This is a genomic window from Mucilaginibacter sp., from assembly GCF_036383575.1.
Classification (GTDB): domain Bacteria; phylum Bacteroidota; class Bacteroidia; order Sphingobacteriales; family Sphingobacteriaceae; genus Mucilaginibacter.
Window position 1 is genome coordinate 1 of record NZ_DASVOB010000467.1, and the last position, 21763, is coordinate 21763.

The 21763-nt window shown below is 42.7% G+C and carries 18 protein-coding genes; 9 read left to right on the plus strand and 9 right to left on the minus strand.

Annotated elements, in window-relative coordinates; genetic code table 11:
* Positions 1-347: flavodoxin-dependent (E)-4-hydroxy-3-methylbut-2-enyl-diphosphate synthase (locus tag VF500_RS16570; protein ID WP_330860737.1), on the minus strand; the 347-nt coding region annotated here is incomplete at its 3' end.
* Between the two features lie 140 nt (positions 348-487).
* Here VF500_RS16570 and VF500_RS16575 point away from each other — a divergent pair.
* Together VF500_RS16575 and VF500_RS16580 are read left to right on the plus strand one after the other, a co-directional pair.
* Positions 488-1351: a hypothetical protein gene (locus VF500_RS16575; protein ID WP_330860738.1), complete on the plus strand. Its 864-nt coding sequence runs from the start codon at positions 488-490 to the stop codon at positions 1349-1351.
* 48 nt (positions 1352-1399) lie between these two features.
* Positions 1400-2224: a hypothetical protein gene (locus tag VF500_RS16580; RefSeq protein WP_330860739.1), complete on the plus strand. Its 825-nt coding sequence runs from the start codon at positions 1400-1402 to the stop codon at positions 2222-2224.
* An 11-nt stretch (positions 2225-2235) separates the two neighbouring features.
* Here VF500_RS16580 and VF500_RS16585 read toward each other — a convergent pair whose 3' ends face one another.
* The 3 genes from VF500_RS16585 to VF500_RS16595 all read right to left on the minus strand — a co-directional run bounded on the left by VF500_RS16585 (position 2236) and on the right by VF500_RS16595 (position 4960).
* Positions 2236-2847: an RDD family protein gene (locus tag VF500_RS16585; RefSeq protein WP_330860740.1), complete on the minus strand. Its 612-nt coding sequence runs from the start codon at positions 2845-2847 to the stop codon at positions 2236-2238.
* Between the two features lie 205 nt (positions 2848-3052).
* Positions 3053-4051 (minus strand): MBL fold metallo-hydrolase, encoded by a 999-nt coding sequence (locus VF500_RS16590; protein WP_330860741.1) that lies wholly within the window; start codon positions 4049-4051, stop codon positions 3053-3055.
* Positions 4052-4129: 78 nt separating this feature from the next.
* Entirely contained in the window at positions 4130-4960 is an 831-nt protein-coding gene (locus VF500_RS16595) for an alpha/beta hydrolase family protein (protein ID WP_330860742.1), read from the minus strand.
* Positions 4961-5129: 169 nt separating this feature from the next.
* Between VF500_RS16595 and VF500_RS16600 the strand changes: the two genes are divergently transcribed.
* From VF500_RS16600 to VF500_RS16630, 7 genes are all read left to right on the plus strand, one after another.
* A complete protein-coding gene (locus VF500_RS16600) occupies positions 5130-5894 on the plus strand; it encodes an ABC transporter ATP-binding protein (RefSeq protein ID WP_330860743.1) in 765 nt (254 codons plus the stop codon).
* 106 nt (positions 5895-6000) lie between these two features.
* Entirely contained in the window at positions 6001-7128 is a 1128-nt protein-coding gene (locus VF500_RS16605; RefSeq protein ID WP_330860744.1) for an ABC transporter permease, read from the plus strand.
* A gap of 258 nt (positions 7129-7386) precedes the next feature.
* On the plus strand, positions 7387-8124 hold the full coding sequence (locus tag VF500_RS16610; RefSeq protein ID WP_330860745.1) for a DUF2490 domain-containing protein: 738 nt from the start codon (positions 7387-7389) through the stop codon (positions 8122-8124).
* Between the two features lie 688 nt (positions 8125-8812).
* Complete coding sequence (gene eno / locus VF500_RS16615; protein WP_330860746.1) at positions 8813-10108, plus strand: phosphopyruvate hydratase; 1296 nt, start codon at positions 8813-8815, stop codon at positions 10106-10108.
* 325 nt (positions 10109-10433) lie between these two features.
* A complete protein-coding gene (gene lspA / locus VF500_RS16620; RefSeq protein WP_330860747.1) occupies positions 10434-10973 on the plus strand; it encodes a signal peptidase II in 540 nt (179 codons plus the stop codon).
* A 611-nt stretch (positions 10974-11584) separates the two neighbouring features.
* On the plus strand, positions 11585-12952 hold the full coding sequence (locus tag VF500_RS16625; protein WP_330860748.1) for a DEAD/DEAH box helicase: 1368 nt from the start codon (positions 11585-11587) through the stop codon (positions 12950-12952).
* Between the two features lie 225 nt (positions 12953-13177).
* A complete protein-coding gene (locus VF500_RS16630; protein WP_330860749.1) occupies positions 13178-13501 on the plus strand; it encodes an FtsB family cell division protein in 324 nt (107 codons plus the stop codon).
* 207 nt (positions 13502-13708) lie between these two features.
* Here the strand turns inward: VF500_RS16630 and VF500_RS16635 are convergent, their stop codons facing one another.
* From VF500_RS16635 to VF500_RS16655, 5 genes are all read right to left on the minus strand, one after another.
* A complete protein-coding gene (locus tag VF500_RS16635) occupies positions 13709-14905 on the minus strand; it encodes an acyltransferase (RefSeq protein WP_330860750.1) in 1197 nt (398 codons plus the stop codon).
* 389 nt (positions 14906-15294) lie between these two features.
* A complete protein-coding gene (locus VF500_RS16640; protein WP_330860751.1) occupies positions 15295-17376 on the minus strand; it encodes a hypothetical protein in 2082 nt (693 codons plus the stop codon).
* 257 nt (positions 17377-17633) lie between these two features.
* Positions 17634-18377 (minus strand): 3-oxoacyl-[acyl-carrier-protein] reductase, encoded by a 744-nt coding sequence (gene fabG / locus VF500_RS16645; RefSeq protein WP_090529006.1) that lies wholly within the window; start codon positions 18375-18377, stop codon positions 17634-17636.
* A 190-nt stretch (positions 18378-18567) separates the two neighbouring features.
* The gene (locus VF500_RS16650; protein ID WP_330860752.1) at positions 18568-19095 is read right to left on the minus strand and encodes a hypothetical protein; all 528 of its coding nucleotides are present in this window, start codon (positions 19093-19095) and stop codon (positions 18568-18570) included.
* A gap of 264 nt (positions 19096-19359) precedes the next feature.
* Positions 19360-21720: a TonB-dependent receptor gene (locus VF500_RS16655; protein ID WP_330860753.1), complete on the minus strand. Its 2361-nt coding sequence runs from the start codon at positions 21718-21720 to the stop codon at positions 19360-19362.
* Between the last annotated feature and the right edge of the window lie 43 nt (positions 21721-21763).

Genomic DNA, 21763 nt, shown 5'->3' on the forward strand with positions numbered 1-21763 from the left:
GCAGCAACCTCGGCAGCGTTTGGGGTAAAGTGAATATCAGCTACCAGTGGTACAGTATAACCACGGGCACGAAGTTGTTTTTTTATTTCGGCCAGGTTTTGGGCTTCCTTAATACTGGGGGCAGTGATCCTCACATACTCGCAGCCGGCATTAACCATCCGGATAGATTGCTCCACCGTACCAATAGTATCCATGGTATCAGTAGTGGTCATGCTTTGTATGCGGATTGGATTATTCCCGCCCATAGGCACGTCACCAATATTAACCTCGCGGGTAACAAAGCGTGAATATTCGGTTAACGAATTACAATAACGGCCGGGCAGCACTTTAATAGCATCAGTATTCATCAATGATGGAAATTAATATGATGCAAATTTAGTGAATATGTTGAGATTAGGCTACCTGTGCATAAAGGATAAATATTGTGCAGCCAATAGTCTCAAACTGAATTTATATATCTTAGCCGGATAGAACCTTATAACAAATTATGAAAAACAGCAGCTTGCTTATTCTAATTCTTATTGCCCTTATATCCTGTAAAAGCAAAACTAAAGCACCTGTTTCTGATAGTGTTTTACAGAGAACAAGCGTGGATACCCACTCAACTCTTTTGCAACAATTTAAACCATTTATAGAAGGTATTTGGTTAACAAGCGATTACATAACCGATCTCAGCCGCACTAAATCTCCTTATATCTCATCAAAAAAATTAACCGGGGCTTCAGCACTTGCAATCAATTTAGATTCCACAGAAAAAGACAGCACGATAGTTGGCGTAAGTTTGAATAACCATGAGGGAACAAGCTTTACGATATTTTTCAAGCCGGGACATCGACCAAATTCATTAAAAACCAATTGGGTTGACTACAAAGTAAGGAGTAATTTTTATGAGATCGGTTATCAGATAGCAGGCGTCGATACCAGCCTGGTGCTTTATCATTATAATAAAAACAATCAAGTTACAGACAGTGTAAAATACACCAGGGTTTTAGCTAAACAAGTAGACAATGATATGGGATACGGTATATCTTACATTACCAACAAGCTGCTCATCAGCGGAAAATATGAGATGCTTGATGCTAATGGAGTAACATCTAAAATATCGTTCACTAACGATGGTAAAGTAAATGGCTTTCCGGATTGTGAAACCTATTATGTTAATACCGATTTCGTGGCCGGTCCGCAAAACGACCTGGATCAGTTTAGCTTTAATATTGGCACTCAAAAACAGAAAGACTATCTATTTAAAACAAACCGTGATACCTTAAATATTTACAATATTGATTTCAGCGCCGACTCGCTTCATTTAAAATGGGGAGATTTGAAATACAGACTGATAAGGACTAAATAACGCTATAATTCGATATCCAACAGCCTCACCCGCCTTTATCTATTCACAATGAAAAATTACTTTTTGCTTTTAACGCTTATCTTCCTTTTTTCTTGTAAAAGGACTACCAAACAAGCTTCAACAGATACGGCTGCTAACTCCAAAAGCATCGAAAAATCAAATCCTTTAATTGCAAAATTCAGACCACTATTGCAGGGCACCTGGGTAAAAAAGGCTTATATAGACAAAGTAACTGAAACAAAATCCCCCATGGCGACGATAGATGAGGCATCAGGTATAACAATTTTCACTATCGACACAACCGAGATGACAGACAATGTCATTACAGTACATGCCGGTTGGAACAACCATGAAGGAGGTGATATAACATTATCTTTTAAAGCAGGAAAAAGACCATCATCGATCACATTTGGAGAAGGAGAGCTCAGCGTTGCCGTCAATCATGGCGATACCGTTCTTACTGTTTACTATCCAGGTGTAAAAAATAAAATAAAAGCCTATCAATTCATAAGGGCAAATGGCCAAAAAATCATGGCGGTTAACGAAGGGTTTGACCGTGCAGTTAACAAGGCTCTTATGATTGGAAGATATACATTGCTTGATACCGCAACGAGTCAGCCTGTGGTATTTAATATAAATGGGAATGTAACAGGATTTAAAGATTTTAAAACCTATTCTGTACTTGTTGATCTTAATATGGAACCAATGGATAACCTCGACGAGATAAGCTTTGTATCTGATAAGAAAATTTATCGATCCTATTCCTTTAAATTTGATAGCGATACACTAAAGCTATATGATACCAAACCAAACGCTGATTCATCGTTGCTGATGCTGGATAAATTGAAGTATAAATTAGTAAAGCTGAAATAATAAAACTGCCCTCACACCAACCTTTCCTTAATCACCAGCGTACCTGCAATCATATCATGTAAACACTGTTGTTGCTTATTAAAAAATGCTATCAGGTAGCCGATAAAAAAGGTTAGTACCGAAAATATTTTGGCCAGGTTACGGCCTATGGCTTTGGCAACAGTGATCCGGTTGCCGTCCATATCAACCACTTTTATCTTAAGCATCTGCTTGCCGTAAGTAGCTTGTTTAACCGAGCTCTCCATCACAACATTATAAATAAATTTACCGATAGGCGTAAAAGCAACTATACCAATTGAAGCATATATGCGCTCCTGCTTATCTGTAATGAACAGGAACACCGCAATTGCTGCAAGTAAAACAAACACACCAAACAGGATAAACCAATCCAACGCCGAGGCCAGCCAGCGCTGGTCAAAACTACCGTAATATTGCATGAGCAATTTAGGCCTGGCAAAACCGAATAATTCCCTTAATTCGGCAATTTCATGGGCTTCCTTATAATCCACCATATCGTCGGTCTTTACAAAATCACCGGGCTTAATGCCGCGGGCTTTGAGCTCGGGAATGGTAAAAGGACCTTCGGGTTTACCGTTGATGACTAATATGTAGGATTGGGACATGGATTATGAACTATAACGTCATTGCGAGTAACCATCAGGGCAATCCTGAAAAAAAATGTGATGACGTGTTTAAAAAACACTATTGATAATCAATAACTTACAATCACGTCATTATAAGGCACGAAGCAATCGCGAACTATACAGGGCGAACCTGCCAATCGGGGATTGCTTCGTACCTCGCAATGACGTGTGGTGAAAATGCCCACTAAGATAAATATTCCTTCCACCAATCAGAATTATAAGCACCTTTTACTTCGGTTGGTTCACCGGGCTTGGGTACAAATAAATCGATGTGTTTTTGCTTGGCCATCGGCACTAACCATTCAACAGGCTCGTACCAGGCATGCGGGGCAAGATTGAACGTGCCGTAATGTATAGGCATCATCAATTTGCCTTTCAGATCGAGATGGGCATTTGAAGCATTATCCGGCCCCATATGAATATCCGGCCAGAATTTTCCGTAAGCACCTATCTCCAGCATGGTCAGATCGAACGGGCCAAAAGCCTCTCCTATCGCCTTAAATTCGGGCGAGTACCCGGAATCGGCACCAAAATAAATATTATGCTTCGGGCCTTTGAACACGAATGACGACCAAAGCGTTTCATTCCGCCCGATAATTCCCCTGCCCGAAAAGTGGCGTGACGGTGTTGCCGTAAGTACAATTTCGTTACCGATCATCGCGCTGTCGCCCCAATCCATTTCGGTGATAAAATTGGCTGCCATACCCCAACCGGTTAGATATTGCGCTACCCCCATCGAACAGAAAAAGGGGATGTTTTTATCAGCAAAAAACTTAATGGTAGCCTTATCCAAATGGTCATAATGATCATGCGACTGGATCACAGCGTCAAGCGGAGGTAGATCCTCTAAAGCTATCGGTGGGTTAAAAAACCGCTTCGGCCCGAATGATTGTGAAAACGAAACCCTGTCGCTCCAAACCGGGTCGGTAAGGATACGTTTACCATCTATCTCGATCAGGATACTGGAGTGGCCGATCCAGGTAATGCGCAACCCCGATGCCGGAGGAGTATCGAAAACCGCCGGATCCGTTTTAAAAGGGCCTAATGTTTTTTTAGGTGTATTCTCGGCTTTGTTGTTCATATATTCCCTCAAAATCGGGATCATTTTGCCAAAACCGGCCTCGTCAGTGGGTATAGTATTTTGATATTTTCGTCCTTTTTTACGCGATGCGGGTAAACTCATAGTAGCAATTATAGTACTTATATCAGGTATGATATAACTAACGCAAAAAAGTTACGAATGGTTGAAGCGGCTCAACCTTTATTTACTTAAGAATGATATTGCTGTATCACAAAACTCAATCAGCGAAGCCGGCAAAGCGTCACCTGTAAAAGGATGTTCACCACCAAAAGTATGATCGGCCCCTTTTTGTACGATGTATTCGGCAGCAGGATTAGCTTCGTGAAGTTGTTGTGAGTGACTTACAGGCACCGTAGGATCGGCATCACCATGAACGATGAGCCATGGTTGGGTTATCAAACTCGCCTGCCTGATAATATCCAGCCTGAGCGGGTGCTTGTCGAGGTCATCCAACAAGGTCGATTTGACAGGCATCTGCTGACCGGTACGTTTATTTTCGAAATAAAAAACTCCTTGCAAGCGCCATTGCTGCTCTATTTGTTTAGGCCACAAGTTCCGGAAACCGGATATAGAAGCCATGCTCACCAGCTTTTTGATGCGGGCGTCTTCGGCAGTTTTGATAATACTTACACCTCCTCCCATGCTATGCCCTATTAAATACACTCCGTTTGCAACCGGGATGCTTGCGCCGCTGCAGGCAAAATCAATAATGGTGTCGAGATCCTCCAGTTCGATAGAGACGGTATTATCGGCAAAGGCAGTCAGATTGGCAAAGTCTAAGGGATTGGCGGGCGTTGTGCCATTATGCGAAAAGTTAAATTTCAGGAAACGGAAACCTTTTTCGGCAAAGTACCGGGCCAAAAGATCATGTGTACCCCAATCTTTAAATCCCTTAAAGCCATGGGCAAAAACTACCAGCGGTGCGTTTTTAAAAACATCATCGTAGGTAACATCAATAAGCATTGGCCGCCCCTTGGCGCCGGGAAGGGTGAAATTATCTTTCCTGATCATGGCGGCTAATTTAGCATTAAAGGGAGAAATGTTGAACGGCTAAACGGTCAAGAAATCACTTAAATAAAAAAGGCGTCTTTCCCGTCTTTCAACTTCCTTTCACCGTAAAAATTATGTACTTCACCGAAAAACTCATGGTTATTTCATTAATCTGATGCATTTTTACCCTATGACAAAACAACCTATCATCACTGTAAACAACCTGGTAAAAAACTATGGCGATTTTGCAGCCGTTAAAGGCATTAGTTTTGAAGTTTATGAAGGCGAGATCTTCGGCCTGCTTGGCCCTAACGGTGCCGGCAAAACAACCACCCTCGAAATTATTGAAACCCTTCGTGATAAAACCTCCGGCAGCATCATTGTTGATGGCTTCGATATTGAAACCGATACCGATAGCATTAAAAAACGCATAGGTGTACAATTACAGGCTGCGGGTTATTATCCCAATCTCAACCTGTCGGAACTGATCGTACTATTTTCGGGCTTGTATGGCATTGATAAAACGCCAATGGAAATGCTGGAAAAGGTTGCCCTTACCGATAAAGCGAAAGCGAAATATAAAGACCTGTCCGGAGGGCAAAAACAACGTTTTTCTATCGCCACCACACTGATCAATAACCCAAGGATCATATTTTTGGACGAACCCACAACCGGCCTCGACCCGCAGGCCCGCCGTAACCTATGGGATTTGATCCGCGAGATCCGCGACCAGGGGACCACCGTAGTGATCACAACCCATTATATGGATGAAGCCGAAGTGTTATGCGACCGTGTTGCTTTTGTAGACAACGGCTATATCATCGGCATTGACACCCCCGACCATTTTATCGACGAACTGGTAGCCTCCGGTTTCGAACGCAAAAAACAGGTAAAACTGGCCAACCTGGAGGATGTATTCATCAACCTTACAGGTAAAGAATGGCGGGAAGGGTAGCCCCCCCAGCCCCCTGAAGGGGGAGCCAGTATGCAGTATTGAGTTTGCAGCAGGCAGTAAATACCCAGGCAAACAAGGCCCAATGAACCAATGAACAAGTGAACTAATGAACCAAAAACCATACAGCAATACAAAAGCAACCCTGGCTATTGCCCGGGCAAGTTTCCGGTCGATATTACGCAGCCCTTCGGCGGTGGTGTTTACGCTGGCTTTCCCGTTAATATTTATTATTGTTTTTGCCAACATTGGCGGGGGCGGTATGTCGATAGATGTGGGCGTTGCCAAAGGCAGCGATACCTCGGCCAATAACCCGGTTTACATGGCGCTGAAAAAAAACAAGATCATGCACCTCATCAATGATCAAACCGCCGATGAGATGAGCAAAAACCTGGCAAAGGGAAATATCGATGCAGTTCTTGACCTTAAGCCATTTGCCCCACCAGCGGCCATGACCGTTCACGTGCAGTACAGCCAGGCATCGGGTGATAAGGGTAGCGTACTAAAATCAGCCCTGAACAACATCTTTTACCGCATTCAATCGGAAGAGTTGAAGCGTATCCAATCATACACCACGGTTCAGGTACCTAAATTGATCGATCTTAAAGAGGAAACTATAAGCGGTCGCCCGTATAAATATATCGACTTTATATTACCGGGTCAGTTGGGTTTTTCGTTGTTAAGCAGCGGCGTTTTTGGTACAGCCTTCGTATTCCTGAGCTTACGGTTAACGCTGGTTATCAAGCGCTTTTTTGCCACACCGGTTAAGCGTTACAGTATTGTTTTGGGCGAGGCTATTGCAAGGCTGGCTTTTTCGCTGCTGGGTTCACTATTTATTATACTGGTGGGCCATTACATCTTTGGTTTTACGCTGATCCACGGCGTTACAACAGTTTTAAACATGCTGGTACTTTCAGCCATCGGACTGATCATTTTTATGGGCTTTGGCTTTACCGTATCCGGCATTGCCAAAAACGAAAGCTCGGTGCCACCACTTTCCAATATTATCACCTTGCCACAATTCCTGCTTTCGGGTACATTTTTTTCTATCACCGCGTTCCCTACCTGGCTCCAGTACATTAGTAAAGCATTGCCGCTTACCCATTTAAATGACGCGATGCGTAAAGTAGCCTTTGAAGGGGCCGGTTTGGGCGATGTTACCCATCAGCTGCTGATACTCTTTGCCTGGTTTATCGGGATCTATGCTGTGGCGGTGAAAACGTTTAAATGGGAGTAGTGGGAAAGATGCAAGACTTTTAGAAATAAGAGTCAGGAATTTGAGACTTGCAGATTGGCAACATCGCCGCCTCTTTGCTTCATCCTTATGAAAAATTGTACAATACAGGCTTACGGAGTTTTAAGAGCTTTGTAAGTCTGCAACCGTATTACCAATAGAATCCGCACCTAATCGCTTAACATTAACTTAACATTAAGCATGTTAATATTAACATTCAGATAACATTTAGGAAATATCTTTGCAGAAACAATCTCTGTAATGACAATCAAACCAGTTAGTTTTACTGCCTTAGTATTCTTTTTGTTAACTATATGTTCAATTACCGTTAAGGCACAGGATTCAAAAGTAGGCACCTGGGGTATAGTTACCGTTGTACTCCCCGGCGACAGCACCCATAAATGGGGCGGCTATACCGAGTTTCAAACCCGTACAAATAATGTATTCAGCCAGTTTCAGTACTATGAAGCAAAGGCGGGTATAAGTTACGATATTGATAAAAACTTCACTGCGCTTTTAGGCACCGGTCATTACAGCACCTTCGATTATATGGATGTTGGCAAAGGCCCTACCATTAACGAAACCCGCTTTTGGGAGCAGATCACCAGCAACCAGTTTTTGTACCGCATAAAACTGGAACACCGTTACCGGGTAGAACAACGCTGGGTTAACGGAGATTACCGTAACCGTTTCCGCTACAGGCTCAACGTATTTGTACCGCTGAACAATACCAAAATTGTGGCTAAAACCTGGTTTATTTCTGCCTTTGACGAAGTATTCCTGAACAACAAAGTCCCTAACTTTGAGCGTAACCGGATTTCGGCAGCGCTGGGCTACCAATTTGACAAATCATGGATCTTGCAGGCCGGCTGGATCAACCAGTATAATTATTCGGCCACAGCCAAAAGCGATAAGGATAATATTATGCTGATCCTGATGTACCGCATCCAGCGCAAAAATGCAGTACAGCGCGAACATGTGCCTACTACGAGTGATTAATTTTTCCCCGTTCCACCCCGTTGCCGTGTCCTCACGGCAACCAACCAGCTTCAATATAATTTACGCATGCTGTCGTGGGGACACGACAGCGGGGATAGGTTGTTATTTACCATAAAGCCAGCATTAGCGATAGTAGCAGATACCGGCCCGTGATTAAGGCCTTGTGCAGTATGAGCGGATAGCGCGGGCCGCAGGCAATGCCATACTTCTGAACCATGATTTTTAGGATTTAAGGATCTTCATGATTTACGACTATATGATGATTCAATCCGGTAATCCCTTGATCCTAAAACTCATGGTTCAGATACATACTCTTCCCGTTGCCGTGTCCCCACGGCAACTAACCAGCTTCAATATAATTTACGCATGCTGTCGTGAGGACACGACAGCGGGGATAGTGGCGGATAAAGTAGTAAGGGCATTGACCGCAGAACTGAAATTAAACGAGTTACGGAACTTAAGCGGTTTAAAATCCCATATATTCAATAAATTCGTTTAATTCCGGTTCAGACATCATCTCTTTTTGTGAAAAAATCGACCATTCTATATTAAATTCATGTTAAATAACACCGCAATCAGCTAATAATCGTTACAAATACAAAATTTCAATTGCGTTTTCCTTATTTACACATTAACTTAGCCGCCGTTATTAATAGTATTCATTCAAACCACACTCTGACAATTCACTATGAGCATAATAATTGATGTGCATGCCCGCCAGATCTTAGATTCGCGCGGTAACCCTACTATTGAGGTAGAAGTTTTAACCGAAAACGGCGCATTCGGTCGCGCTGCTGTACCATCAGGTGCATCAACCGGCGTTCACGAAGCTGTTGAACTTCGCGACAACGACAAATCAAAATACATGGGCAAAGGCGTTTTAAAGGCCGTTGAAAATGTAAACGAAATTTTAGCTCCTGAATTAAAAGGTATCGATGTGTTTGATCAAAATGCTATCGACGCTTTAATGATCGAGATTGACGGTACTGAAAACAAAGGTAAAATTGGTGCTAACGCTATATTAGGTGTATCATTAGCTGTAGCTAAAGCTGCTGCTCAGGAAAGCCGCCAGCCTTTATACCGCTACATTGGTGGTGTAAATGCTAACACGCTTCCAATCCCGATGATGAACATCGTTAACGGTGGTTCACACTCTGACGCCCCTATTGCTTTCCAGGAATTTATGATCATGCCGGTTGGCGCTCCTTCATTCTCTGAGGCTTTACGTTGGGGTACTGAAGTATTCCACAACCTGAAAAAGATCCTTCATGACCGTGGCTTATCAACTGCAGTAGGTGACGAAGGTGGTTTTGCTCCAACTTTTGAAGGTACTGAAGATGGTGTTGAAACCATTTTGAAAGCTATTGAAAAAGCAGGTTACAAAGCGGGTGAAGATATCTTCATCGCATTTGACTGTGCTGCATCTGAGTTTTACAAAGATGGCAAATACGACTATACTAAATTTGAAGGCGAAAAAGGTGCTATCCGTACCAGCGCTGAGCAAGCTGATTACCTTGCTGAATTAGTAGCTAAATATCCTGTTATCTCTATCGAAGACGGTATGGCCGAAGACGATTGGGAAGGCTGGAAAATCTTAACCGACAAAATCGGTAAAAAAGTACAGTTAGTAGGTGACGATTTATTTGTAACCAACACTAAACGTTTACAAAGAGGTGTTAGCGAAGGTATTGCTAACTCGATCCTGGTAAAAGTAAACCAAATTGGTTCATTAACCGAAACTATCAACGCAGTTACTTTAGCACAAACTAACGGTTTCACCTCAGTAATGAGCCACCGTTCGGGCGAAACTGAAGATTCAACCATTGCAGATCTTGCTGTAGCATTAAATTGCGGTCAGATCAAAACTGGTTCGGCTTCACGTTCAGACAGGATCGCTAAATACAACCAGTTGTTACGTATCGAAGAAGAATTAGGCGCTAACGCTAAATTCATCGGTAAAGATTTCAAATACTTTAAAAAATAATCTTTTGATGCTGAAAAGGCCATCTGTGTTATGCAGATGGCCTTTTTTTGTTTAAAGAAGGGCCTATTGGTACCCTGAGTGTTTAAATCCGTCGGGCCAGAAGGTAAAATGACACAAGGGGGGTGTCAGTCTGAGCCTGTCGAAGACTCGCGCGGAAAGGCCAGCCCACCATGCTTCGAGGACCTCAGCATGACAGCCTGATAAACGTATGTTATTATAGTTATCTGTTTCAATCACATATTTATTTATACCTTTGCCCCCTCAATCAAAGCCATATAATTAAACCAAAGCAGTTACGTTATATTAAAATTGTTAAAATAAACTAATGAACAGAAAAGGGATTTTGAGGATATTGGGTATAGTGCTGATATTGGTTGTAAGCATTGGGCTTGACAGGGTTACTAAAATTTACGTAAGGGAGCATATCCACATCAGCGATAACATTTTTGTTATCAAAAACTTCTTCACCATTCTGCATGCCGAAAATACAGGCGCTTTTTTAAGCCTTGGCGATTCGCTGCAAAACCCATGGAAATTTATCCTGTTATCATTATTGCCTTTACTGGCGCTTGCCTTTGGCGTTTTTTATGTGATGTTAAAACCTTCGATAGGTAAATTAACTACCACAGGCATTGTTTTGGTTATTGCCGGCGGCGCAGGCAACTTGTACGACAGAATGCTATATGGTAGCGTAACCGACTTTATGCACATGAATTTCAAGATCTTCCAAACGGGCGTATTCAACGTGGCCGACGTATCTATCATGATAGGCATGGGCCTCATTCTGCTGGAATCATGGCAAAAAGACCGCGATGCCAAAAGAAAGAAGCTGGCTGCGGATGCGGCAGAAACATCGCCTGCCTAAATAAATCATACACTAATTGATTATTAAGCCGGTGGAAATTTTTCGTTTTACACGAATTTAATTCAATATTCAGGCTATAGCTGAAACTACTTCATGCAAAAATAGAGGCCAATAACCAATAGTATTTGGATACAAATTGCTGCCGAAAGTCTTTTAATACCACTTACTTTGGATGGGCTGAATATATAGGCCGCCGATGATAAAAGATATACCGCCAGTGCCAGGCCTGTAACAATAAGAAGATTCGGGCCTTCTGGATCATAGAAAAAGAAAAATAACGCCCGGGAGCAAATGATGGCCGTTACCGCCAATATCATTAACGAAATCTTTTTCGACCTGAAATATAGATTTGGGATGTTATTACCAATCTCCATAAGATAAGCGCTTTCACAAATATAATAATTCACCAGAGAACCCTTACCTGTATATTTGCCAGGGTATCCTTTAATTTTCAAACTAAGACACTACCTCATAAAGGCTTAAAATTTTCTTAACAATAAAAAGCGTATCTTTGCGGCTAATTACCCGTTCGCTTACGGTTTTGAGCCCAGCAAACTCTTCAGATCCGCTTATGCTTTCGCGTTAGCACATTATATATTACAAAAGATCAAATGTCATTCGAAAATTTAAATTTAATTGAGCCTATCCTCAAGGCTTTAAAAACAGAGGGCTATACTACACCTACACCAATACAGGCGCAAGCCATTCCTATCATATTACAACACCAGGATTTACTTGGCTGTGCCCAAACAGGCACTGGCAAAACCGCGGCTTTCGCTATCCCTACCCTACAGTTATTACACCAGGACAGGATAGCTCACAAAGAGCAAAAAACCATTAAAGCATTGGTTTTAACCCCCACCCGCGAGCTTGCACTGCAAATTGGCGAAAGCTTTACCGCATACGGCAAACATACAGGCCTTAAAAACCTGGTCATATTTGGCGGGGTATCACAAAACCCCCAGGTTGATGCTTTGCGTCGCGGCGTTGATATTTTAGTAGCAACCCCGGGCCGCCTGCTCGACCTTATGAATCAGCGTTATGTTCACCTGGAGCATGTTAAATTCCTGATATTGGATGAGGCCGACCGCATGCTGGATATGGGCTTTGTTAACGATGTTAAAAAGATCATTGCCAAAGTACCGGCAAAAAGGCAAACGCTGTTCTTTTCGGCCACAATGCCGAAAGAGATCCAAAGCCTGGCCGACAGTATCCTGAATAATCCGGAAAAAGTTGAAGTTACCCCGGTTTCTTCCACTGCCGATACCATCCAACAAGCAGTTTACTATGTTGATAAGGGCGATAAAAAGTCATTACTGATCCATATCCTGAAAGACAAGGAAATCAAAACGGCACTGGTATTTACCCGTACCAAACATGGTGCAGATAAAGTAGTTAAAGACCTTAACCGCGTAGGTATCACTGCCGAAGCCATTCATGGTAATAAATCACAAAATGCAAGGCAGCGGGCTTTAACCAACTTTAAAAACCGCACAACCCGTGTATTAATAGCTACAGATATTGCAGCACGTGGTATTGATATTGATGATCTTACCCACGTTATTAACTATGAGTTGCCAAACGTACCCGAAACCTATGTACACCGCATTGGCCGTACAGGCCGGGCAGGCGCTAACGGTATAGCACTTTCATTTTGTGATGCCGAAGAATTGGATTTCTTGAAAGATATCCACAAGCTGATAGCCAAACAGATCCCGGTTGAGGAAGGTCACCCTTACCCGCTTAGTCCGGCGGCTATGGCAGCTAAAATAAACGAAGCACCTAAAAAAGGTGGTTCAGGTGGCGGTCAGCGTAGCGGTGGTCGTGGCGGCAACCGTAGGTCTGGTGGCAGCGGTGGCGGCAATAGCCGTTCGGCTGGTAATGGTCGTTCGGGCGGCAATAAAAGATCAGGCGGCAGCCGTTCAGAGGCAGGCAGGCCAGGTGGAGCCAGCGGCATGAGTGGAGCTAAGAGAGGTTAAATATTAAGTTGATTGGGTGAATGGTTGATTAGGTGAGTAGTTTGTCTACTTTAAAAATCATCATTCACCCAAGAAACCAACTACTCACTCAATCAACTTGATAAATATTCACCAAAAAACAACCACTCTCCCAATCACCCCAATCAACTACTCACCAAAAAACATTTCCCTGTTAATAAGTTAATAAGCATATTTGTATCCGTCGAAAAAATTAAATAGCTTTAAATGAAAATCATACAGCCGGTATCAATGAAACGCCTTATAGACCTTTTCAAGAACAAGTTCTTCCTGGTTACTATGGCTTTTGTTGTATGGATGATTTTTTTTGACAGGAACGATCTGTTCTCTCAATACCAATACCACCAGCAGGTTAAAAAACTAAGGCTTGAGCGCGATTTCTACAAAGCGCAAACCGACCAGGTGACCAAAGAGCTTAAAGAGTTGACCACCAACCCCCAGCAAATGGAAAAGTTCGCCCGCGAAAAATACCTTATGAAAAAAGCAAATGAGGATGTTTACGTGGTAGTGCCGGAAACAAAGGAGAAGTAAGGCATCCAAATTCAGGAAATCGATTTCAAATAATTCGATCTGTTTTAATAAATCTCATCTGAAAAATTTCCACACGAATGCTTTTCAAACCATTCACAATTAATCGAATTACACTAATTTTTAATTAATTTAAGATTAGTGTAATTCGATTAATAAGTAAAGATTAGTGTGAAAATTTTTCATTTATAGTTTTTCTATCTGCATGTGTTAAAAGCGATTTTCCTGCATCAAAATTCCCCCTCCGCGTTTTAGCGATTGACCACCTTGCCATTTAAGCAAAACCTTGTCTCTAAGCTTTAACGATGGTTTCTCAACAACGTGCCTCAATACCAGCGCCCCGGCCACACTGCTTATAATACAACACAACATCATGAGGTTACTGTTTTTATCCATACCTGCCGCCGATAACAGGTTTTGTGTAAGGTGGATCATGAGCTTGTGAATAAGATAAATGCCATAGGAGAGCGTAGCGATTTGCGTGGTAATTGTTGACCTGAGCTTATAAAGTATATTACCAGGGCTCACTACAGCAGCCACAACCAAACCATATCCTACAGAAATTAACGGAAAACCCCACATGGTGGTGCTAAAGGTGGCCTGCGGTGAAGCTACAAAATAAGAAACTATCAAAATTGTAAAACCCGTTAGTATCAATACATGGCTGTATTTGCCTGCTTTAGCCTTTATGTGTGGATAGAAAGTATAGATACCTGCTATACTCACTCCTATGAGCAAGCCATCGAGCCGGTTGTAGGTTGGATAATAAATAAACTCGTTCCACACCGCCCCTATGCCATCCCCGGAGAACTGAGGCTCAATAAAATATTGCCAGCCGACATACCTTATCACGAAGCCACCAATAAATAAAGCAGCAATCAGGTATATAGCTTTTTTGCCGGCTTTCAAATAGTTGAATAACCAAAAGGTTAATGGCAGTATTAAGTAAAATTGCTCTTCTACGCATAACGACCACGCATGAGTAAAAGTACCGGTTTGATGCAGGTCGAGCCCAAAGTTTAAAGTGAAGGTCAGGTATTTCCAAAGGGCTGCAAAATGTTCGCGTTCGCGCAAATATGGCACAAAGGCATACAGGGCAATAACAACAAGATATGGCGGAATGATCCTGAAAAAACGTTTGATAAAAAACTCTTTTATAGCTATGCTTTTACCCTGGGCTATAGTACTGAAAAGCTGCCCGGCAATCAAAAAGCCACTCAAAACAAAAAACAAGTCGACACCAGTCCATCCAAAACTTCCGATTTTATTTTCCCATTCCGGGTGACCGTAAAACTGGTAGTGGAATAAAAACACAAACACAATGGCAAAAGCACGTAAATGATCAAGGCCTGAAAGTTTATGTTTGCCGGAGATATCCAGGCCGGCAGCAGATGTAGAGATCGACATTAATGATGTGGAAATTTATATGGTAATCTATTGATTTTTATTTGCTGGTCGATGTTGATCCGGGTTTATAGTAAGAATATTACGTTATTTCTACTTGGGAAAGGGGCTATAAGGATATATTTAGCTTGTGGTCGGTGTTTTCACCGCAAGTGTTCGGAAGATGAATTATCTCTATTTTTAATTAAAACACATGTCATTGCGAGCGTAGCGTGGCAATCTCGTAGCCAATGCATGTCCGCCCTGTATAGCTATGAGATTGCTTCGTCGTGCCTCCTCGCAATGACATGGTTTATTAAATCAACATTTTCAATTCAGCTGCGCCTCGCACGTGCCCTCCCTTTTTTCTTTCTTTTTTTCTTGACTCTTATATCTTGCCGTCCCGACTCTTCTTAAATCTCTCCTTCTCTCTTCCTCAAAAACCACTCCGTTGATAGCAGCAACAGGATCAGTCCAAACAACCATTTCATATCTATCAGGTCGCTGTAATGCTTATCTTCATACACCACCGTTTTGATGTTTTCGTTTTTACGGATCAGATCTGCAAGCTGGTTTATCTGAGCAGGTTTGATCATTTGGCCGCCGCTTTGTTTGGAGAGGGCGTTCAGCAATGTATGATTGGCAGCACTTTGGCGGGTTTCGAGGTTAAGCGGCTTTATGGTGAACTGGCCGCTGGCTTTAAACTCCTGTTTGCCATTTTGTGTTGATGCATTATAAGTATACTCGCCTATAGGCAGGGTACCTGCATCCAACTGGTAACTTTGACCGGTACGGGTAAACAGGAAACTATAGTTTTTTCCTACCGCGCTTTTCAGTTCTATCTTTACATCCGGAGTGTTGATCAACTCAAGAGCATCGTTGTATAACTCCGCATTAAGGATCACGTTTTCTCCCTCATCAAATACATTACGTGCCGGATAAACGCGGAAACGCTGGCGGTTGGCATTAGCGGTTAAATATTGTACGGTTTGGCTCAGCAGTTCGTCGGTTGCATTTCGGTTGCCATAGTTTTGAAATTCGGACAATTGCCAACGCCAGATGCCTTCGCCGGTTAATACGGCAATCCGCCTGCCTGCTTCATCGCCAAAGGCAAGCAAGGGGTATGTAGTTGCTACAGCGCCTATTTTTTGCTTCAAAAGAACCGAGGTGCCTGCGGCGGTTCCATAACTTCCAAACGGAGCGATCAATGGCGGGAAGGCTGCAATCTTTTTCCGTGCCGAATCGGACAGTGTAAATGCTGTAAAGTCATTTGTTGGCAAAGGCATCACCTCCTGTGTTTCGGCCCGGCCCGCACTGATGTGGACCACATTTTGTTCGCTGTTGATTGCCTGAAGGTTAGTTTGTGAGCCAACTATATACCAAACCGGCATTTTGCTTTTAGCAATAAAGCTTTTCATCGGTGGGAACTCACCTGCTGAAAGCTGGTAAAGAATTATTAAACTGTAATCGGCCGGTTTAATAGCCGCAGCATCAGTGAGGGAACTTGCCTTTACTTCAAAGTTTTTATTGGTTTCGATAGCCTGTTTGATCACTGTTAAATCGGGGTGCGGACCATCATATAACAACAGTACCTTTTGCCTTGCGTCCAATACCTCCACATAAATAGTTTCGGTATTGTTTTGGATCGAAAGCTCGTTTTTTACAGGTGCGATGCTGATATTGTATTTTCTGAGGCCTTTTTTAGCAGCGTTCAGTTTTATGGAGATGATCTTTTTAAAATCGGCACCCGTTACCGGGATGCTTTGGGCATAAACCTGTTTACCGTCTTCAGTAACCGAAAGGTTCATGTTTTCGCCTTTGCTTTGATAGGCTGTGGCAAGCACCTCTATCACAAAATCATTCCCTAAAAAAGCGGTCTTATTATAGTTTACGTTGCCGATAAGCAGATCGCGTTTAGCAGTGGTATCGCCAAGGGCTATGGTGTAGATACTGGTCTTGATATTCCGGGCCTCATATTGCGGATCGTTACCCTGGTTGTATAAACCATCGGTAGCCAATATCAGCGCTCCAATATTCTGATTAGTGAACCTATCGTTAAGCTGATGCAGCGCACCTGCTATATCCGTTTGCTTACCGCCGAAGCCTTTTGAAAAACCTGGATGCAGGTCTTTATCAAAATTAAATTCCTGTACATCGTATTTATCGCCAAGCTCTTGCTTCAGTTTAGCCAAGTCATCAATAAATGCAGATGAATTAAAGTCTGCCGGTTTAAAAGTGTTTATGGACGATGAATTATCCTGTGCAATAAGTACCAATGGTTTTTGAGGCTCATACTTAACAGATTTAACCAACGGAGAGATGAGCAATACCGTTATAAAAAATACGGTTACCGCACGGATAGCAGCCAGTATATAGCGTAAGTTTTTGTTTAAATCAACCGGCTTGCGGTACATGAGCCAGGCATATGCCAAACCCAGCAATAAGCCGGCAGGCAACCACCATCCCGAAACAGAACCCCATGTAAGTGAAAACATTTGTAGCTATGGTATCATCAGGGCGCAGATCATCTGGCCCAATAAACATTACCTGCAAAATGCGAAATTATTGTGAAACGAGGGGAATAAGTTTTTATTCGTCGGTTGAGATTAGAACGAATGATTGGAGTATCAAAATAAAATATGTCATTGCGAGCGATAGCGCGGCAATCTCGTAGTCAATGCTTCTTTAAGATGCATAGCTACGAGATTGCTTCGTCGTACCTCCTCGCAATGACATGGAGTAGAAATATTTATTATAACATCCCGCCGTCAACAGGGATAACCTGTCCGGTTATGTAGGCAGCCATGTCTGACGCAAGAAATACGCAGGCATTGGCTACGTCTTCAGTTTCGCCGGCACGTTTAAGCGGGATGCCGGCTGCCCAGCCTTCAACAACTTTAGGATCCAGCACTTCAGTCATTTCGGTGCGGATAAAGCCCGGAGCAACCACGTTGGTACGGATATTACGTGAGCCTAACTCTTTGGCAACAGATTTAGAGAAACCAATGATACCTGCTTTTGAAGCGGCATAGTTGGCCTGACCTGCATTACCCTGCACACCAACAACCGAGCTCATGTTAATGAACACACCTTTGCGGTTTTTCATCATGATCTTTGAAGCAGCCTTGGTAACATTGAATATCGATTTCAAGTTTACGTCAAGCACTTCGTCCCAGTTTTCTTCGGTCATACGCATCAGCAAACCATCTTTGGTGATACCGGCATTGTTAACCACAATATCAAGCGTGCCAAAATCAGCAACAATATCAGTGATCAATTTATCAGCTTCATCAAATTTGGAAGCGTCAGAACGGTAACCTTTTACTTTAGTGCCGAAGCTTTGCAGCTCCTGCTCAAGGGCCTGACCTTTTTCAACAGATGATAAATAAGTGAAAGCTACATTAGCGCCATGCTCGGCAAATTTTTCGGCAATCTTGCGGCCTATTCCTTTTGACGCGCCGGTAACCAACGCGGTTTTTCCTTCTAATAATTTCATAATTAAAGTATATGATTTCAGGGCGGTGAAGTTAGCAGTTTTTTGCTTCTGTTCATAGTTGATAGTTGTTCATGGTTGATGGTTCATAGACCATGGCAACAGCTTATAGTTAATGGTTTATAGATCATGGTAAAAAATGCATGAAGCTAAAACCATGAACCCTAATCTATCAACTATGAACCCTAAAAACTTACTTCAAATATTCCGCCGGTATTGGGTTATCCTTACGTTCGCCATCATAAAACCAGGCCAGGATCCAGAAACGGGTGCCATCGTTAAACAGTTCAATGCTGTTGATGCCCCGTTCAGTTACCGGCCCATCGGCCGTGTTGCGTGATTCGTATGTGCTCCATACATGGTAAATACTGCCAAATTTTTCAACTCTGCGGGCTATCTCCCGTTCGTCAAAACCTTTTTTTGACAGCGAAGGGTCGGCCAGTTTGTGGTATTGCTTCAGGGTCATATAACTGAATTGTTGTTTGCCTTGTTTATCGGTATAACCTGCACCAACATGAGCATTGGATATATGTAGCAGACTGTCGCGCTCATAGCTTACTTTTTCGCCCTTTTTAACGGAAACTACGCCATAATAGGCTTTTATGATGCCATCAAGCGTACTTACATTATCGCCGTATTTGGTAATAACCTGCGAGTGCGCAGGGAAAGTAACGGCAATACTTATAATAGCAATGAGCAGCGGCAGGATATTCTTTTTCATGAAGATCAAGGTTTTATTAACGATCAGATTTTGATTGAATTAACAAAAAATATCCGGGATAACATAAGGTAAAATAACCATTATTATATCAGGGCCAAAAGCAAAATGCACAAAGCTTAAAGCTAATAAATTGACCATCGCGAGGTCAAGCGTCCTATCTTGATCCCATTTAAAAAGTAAGCGTCCACGCTTACCCCTAACCGGGGAGTGTGGACGCTCAAAATAACAATCATTCAACCGTGGACGTTTGAACGTGCAGTTAAACTAAAAAGTAGTATTCAATGATACTCCATAAGTACGTGGGTTACCTAAGTGCGTTGCGCCGAAATCATAGGCATAGTCGATGTATTTTTTATTGGCGATGTTACTCTCCCAGAAAAACAAACCGAACCTTTTGGTGCTTACACCCACCCTTGCATTAAACTTGCTGTAACCTTTTTGTTCGATCTGATTGGCGAGGTCAAAATACTGGTCGCCAAGGTAGCGCCACTCGCCACGGGCAATCAGCTTTGTTTTCAGCGGACCGCCCAGGTCGTAGCCATATTGCAGGGCCAGCATGCTGGTAATGTTTGGCGTGTAAATCTGTTTATTGCCTTTCAAATTCACATCTTCACCGTTGCTGCCTACCACTAAAGTAGTGTAACGCGCATGGGTATAGCCAAAATTGTAATCAAACTCCAGGCCTTTAATTGGAGTGGCGTTAATTTCGGCCTCGATACCTTTGCTGCTTAACTTACCTGCATTTTTAGTGATGGTGATGGCATCGGGCAGAACCAGCGTTGGCACCTGAGCATCGGTAACACGGGTATAAAACGCAGTTACGTTTACACGCAGGCGATTATCTAAAAAGTCGTTTTTTGAACCAATCTCATAGTTATTGCTATACTCAGGCTTAAAAGAATAAAGCGGTGGAGACGAGGGATCAGAACCTAACTCGGTGATACCACCGGCACGGAAACCACGGCTGTAAGTAGCAAACAGGTTATTATGTGCCGATACATGGTAAGCCAGGCTCACTTTAGGTGTAAAAGCCTTATAGTGTGCGGTTGATGAGGTATCCGAGCGGGTAACCATTGATTCGCCACCATTTGGCAAAAACTCACCCATTATATTTTCTTTTTTGTGCTCGTAATCATAACGCAAACCTGCTGTAACATCAAATTGCTCACTAACCGAATAAGTAGCCTGTCCATAAACTGCTAAGCCATAGTTACGGTCGGTATTGGTGTTAATGCTGGTAAAATCACTGATCGGCGAACCAACTGCGGCCGCGTCATCGCCAAAATAGGTTCCCTGTTTATTTGGTGCATAATGGTAAAAGCCATAAGTACCGGCGGCCCATTTCAGTTTTGAGGTTGATGAAGCGGGAGAGGTAAACCTGAACTCCTGGATAGTGGTTTTCACTTTGTTCCATTTACCGCCATAGTTATTTACGATAGATACCGCGTCGATGGGTGAAAAGTCGCCATCTATAGGCGTGGTATAATACCTGTTATTTACCTGGTAAGAGGTTTGCGAGGTGAAGTTAAAATCACTGCCACTGTAATTAGCAGTTAAAGACGACTGAAAGGTGTTATCAATCATTTTGGTAGTAGCATTCTGGTTAACTTGAAACGGATGGCTCAGTGCTTCATCAGGAGAACCGGCTAATGTGAATGCACCGTTATTGCGGTTGTTATAGTTTTTAACATTCAGCGTAAAGGCCAGCTTTGAAGTAGCTAAAAACTTCAGATAATAGTTGCCTAAAAAATAATGCTGCTTATCAAAATGGGTACTATTAAATGTATTGGCATAAAAACCATTAAAGCCAGAATAGATTCCGGCAACGCCTAAATACAATTTATCTTTTACCAGTGGAGCCTTTATACCTAACGTATAACGCTGCTGGTTATAATTACCAACATCAACACCGGCAAAACCACTTAAGGTATTTGACGGCTGTTTGGTGATCACATTGATAACACCACCGGTAGCATTACGCCCGTAAAGTGTTCCCTGCGGACCACGTAAAACTTCTATCCTATCCACATCCAGCAATTGAGGGATGTAGGTATCCAAACCGTATTGGTTTACACCATCAACATAGGTTGCAACAGCCGGATCATACGATGTAGTCACAATACCGCGGATGCCGGTAACAGTACGGCCGTCGCCGGGGGCGCCTGAATTTAAGTTAGGAACTATAGCGGTGAGGTCTTTCAAATCCCAAAGCCTGTAATCCTGTATCTGTTTGGCCGATAGGGTTGAAATACTAAATGGCACACGCTGAGCCTGTTCTTCCGTTTTTTGAGCCGATACAGTAACTTCATCCAACTGGTTGCTGGCATCATTCAACTGAATGGTTATCGGGCGACTGGTACCGATCATATTAACCGGGATGTTTTTAGCCGCATAACCAATGGCACTGATGTGCAGGGTATATTTTCCGGAAGTAATACTTTTTAAAATAAACTTCCCGCTCCGGTCGGCGCTGGTTTGGTAGTTGGTATTGAGCAGGTACACCGAAGCACCTGCAATAGGTTCGTTTTTGCCATCGGTAACGGTGCCTGAATAATCACCTGTAGTTTGGCTCCGGGCCGAAAATGCAATAGCAATAAGTAGTAATAAAGTAAATAATTTACGCATAAAATAGGTGTAGTTAAATGTGTACGGATCACACATTGTAATC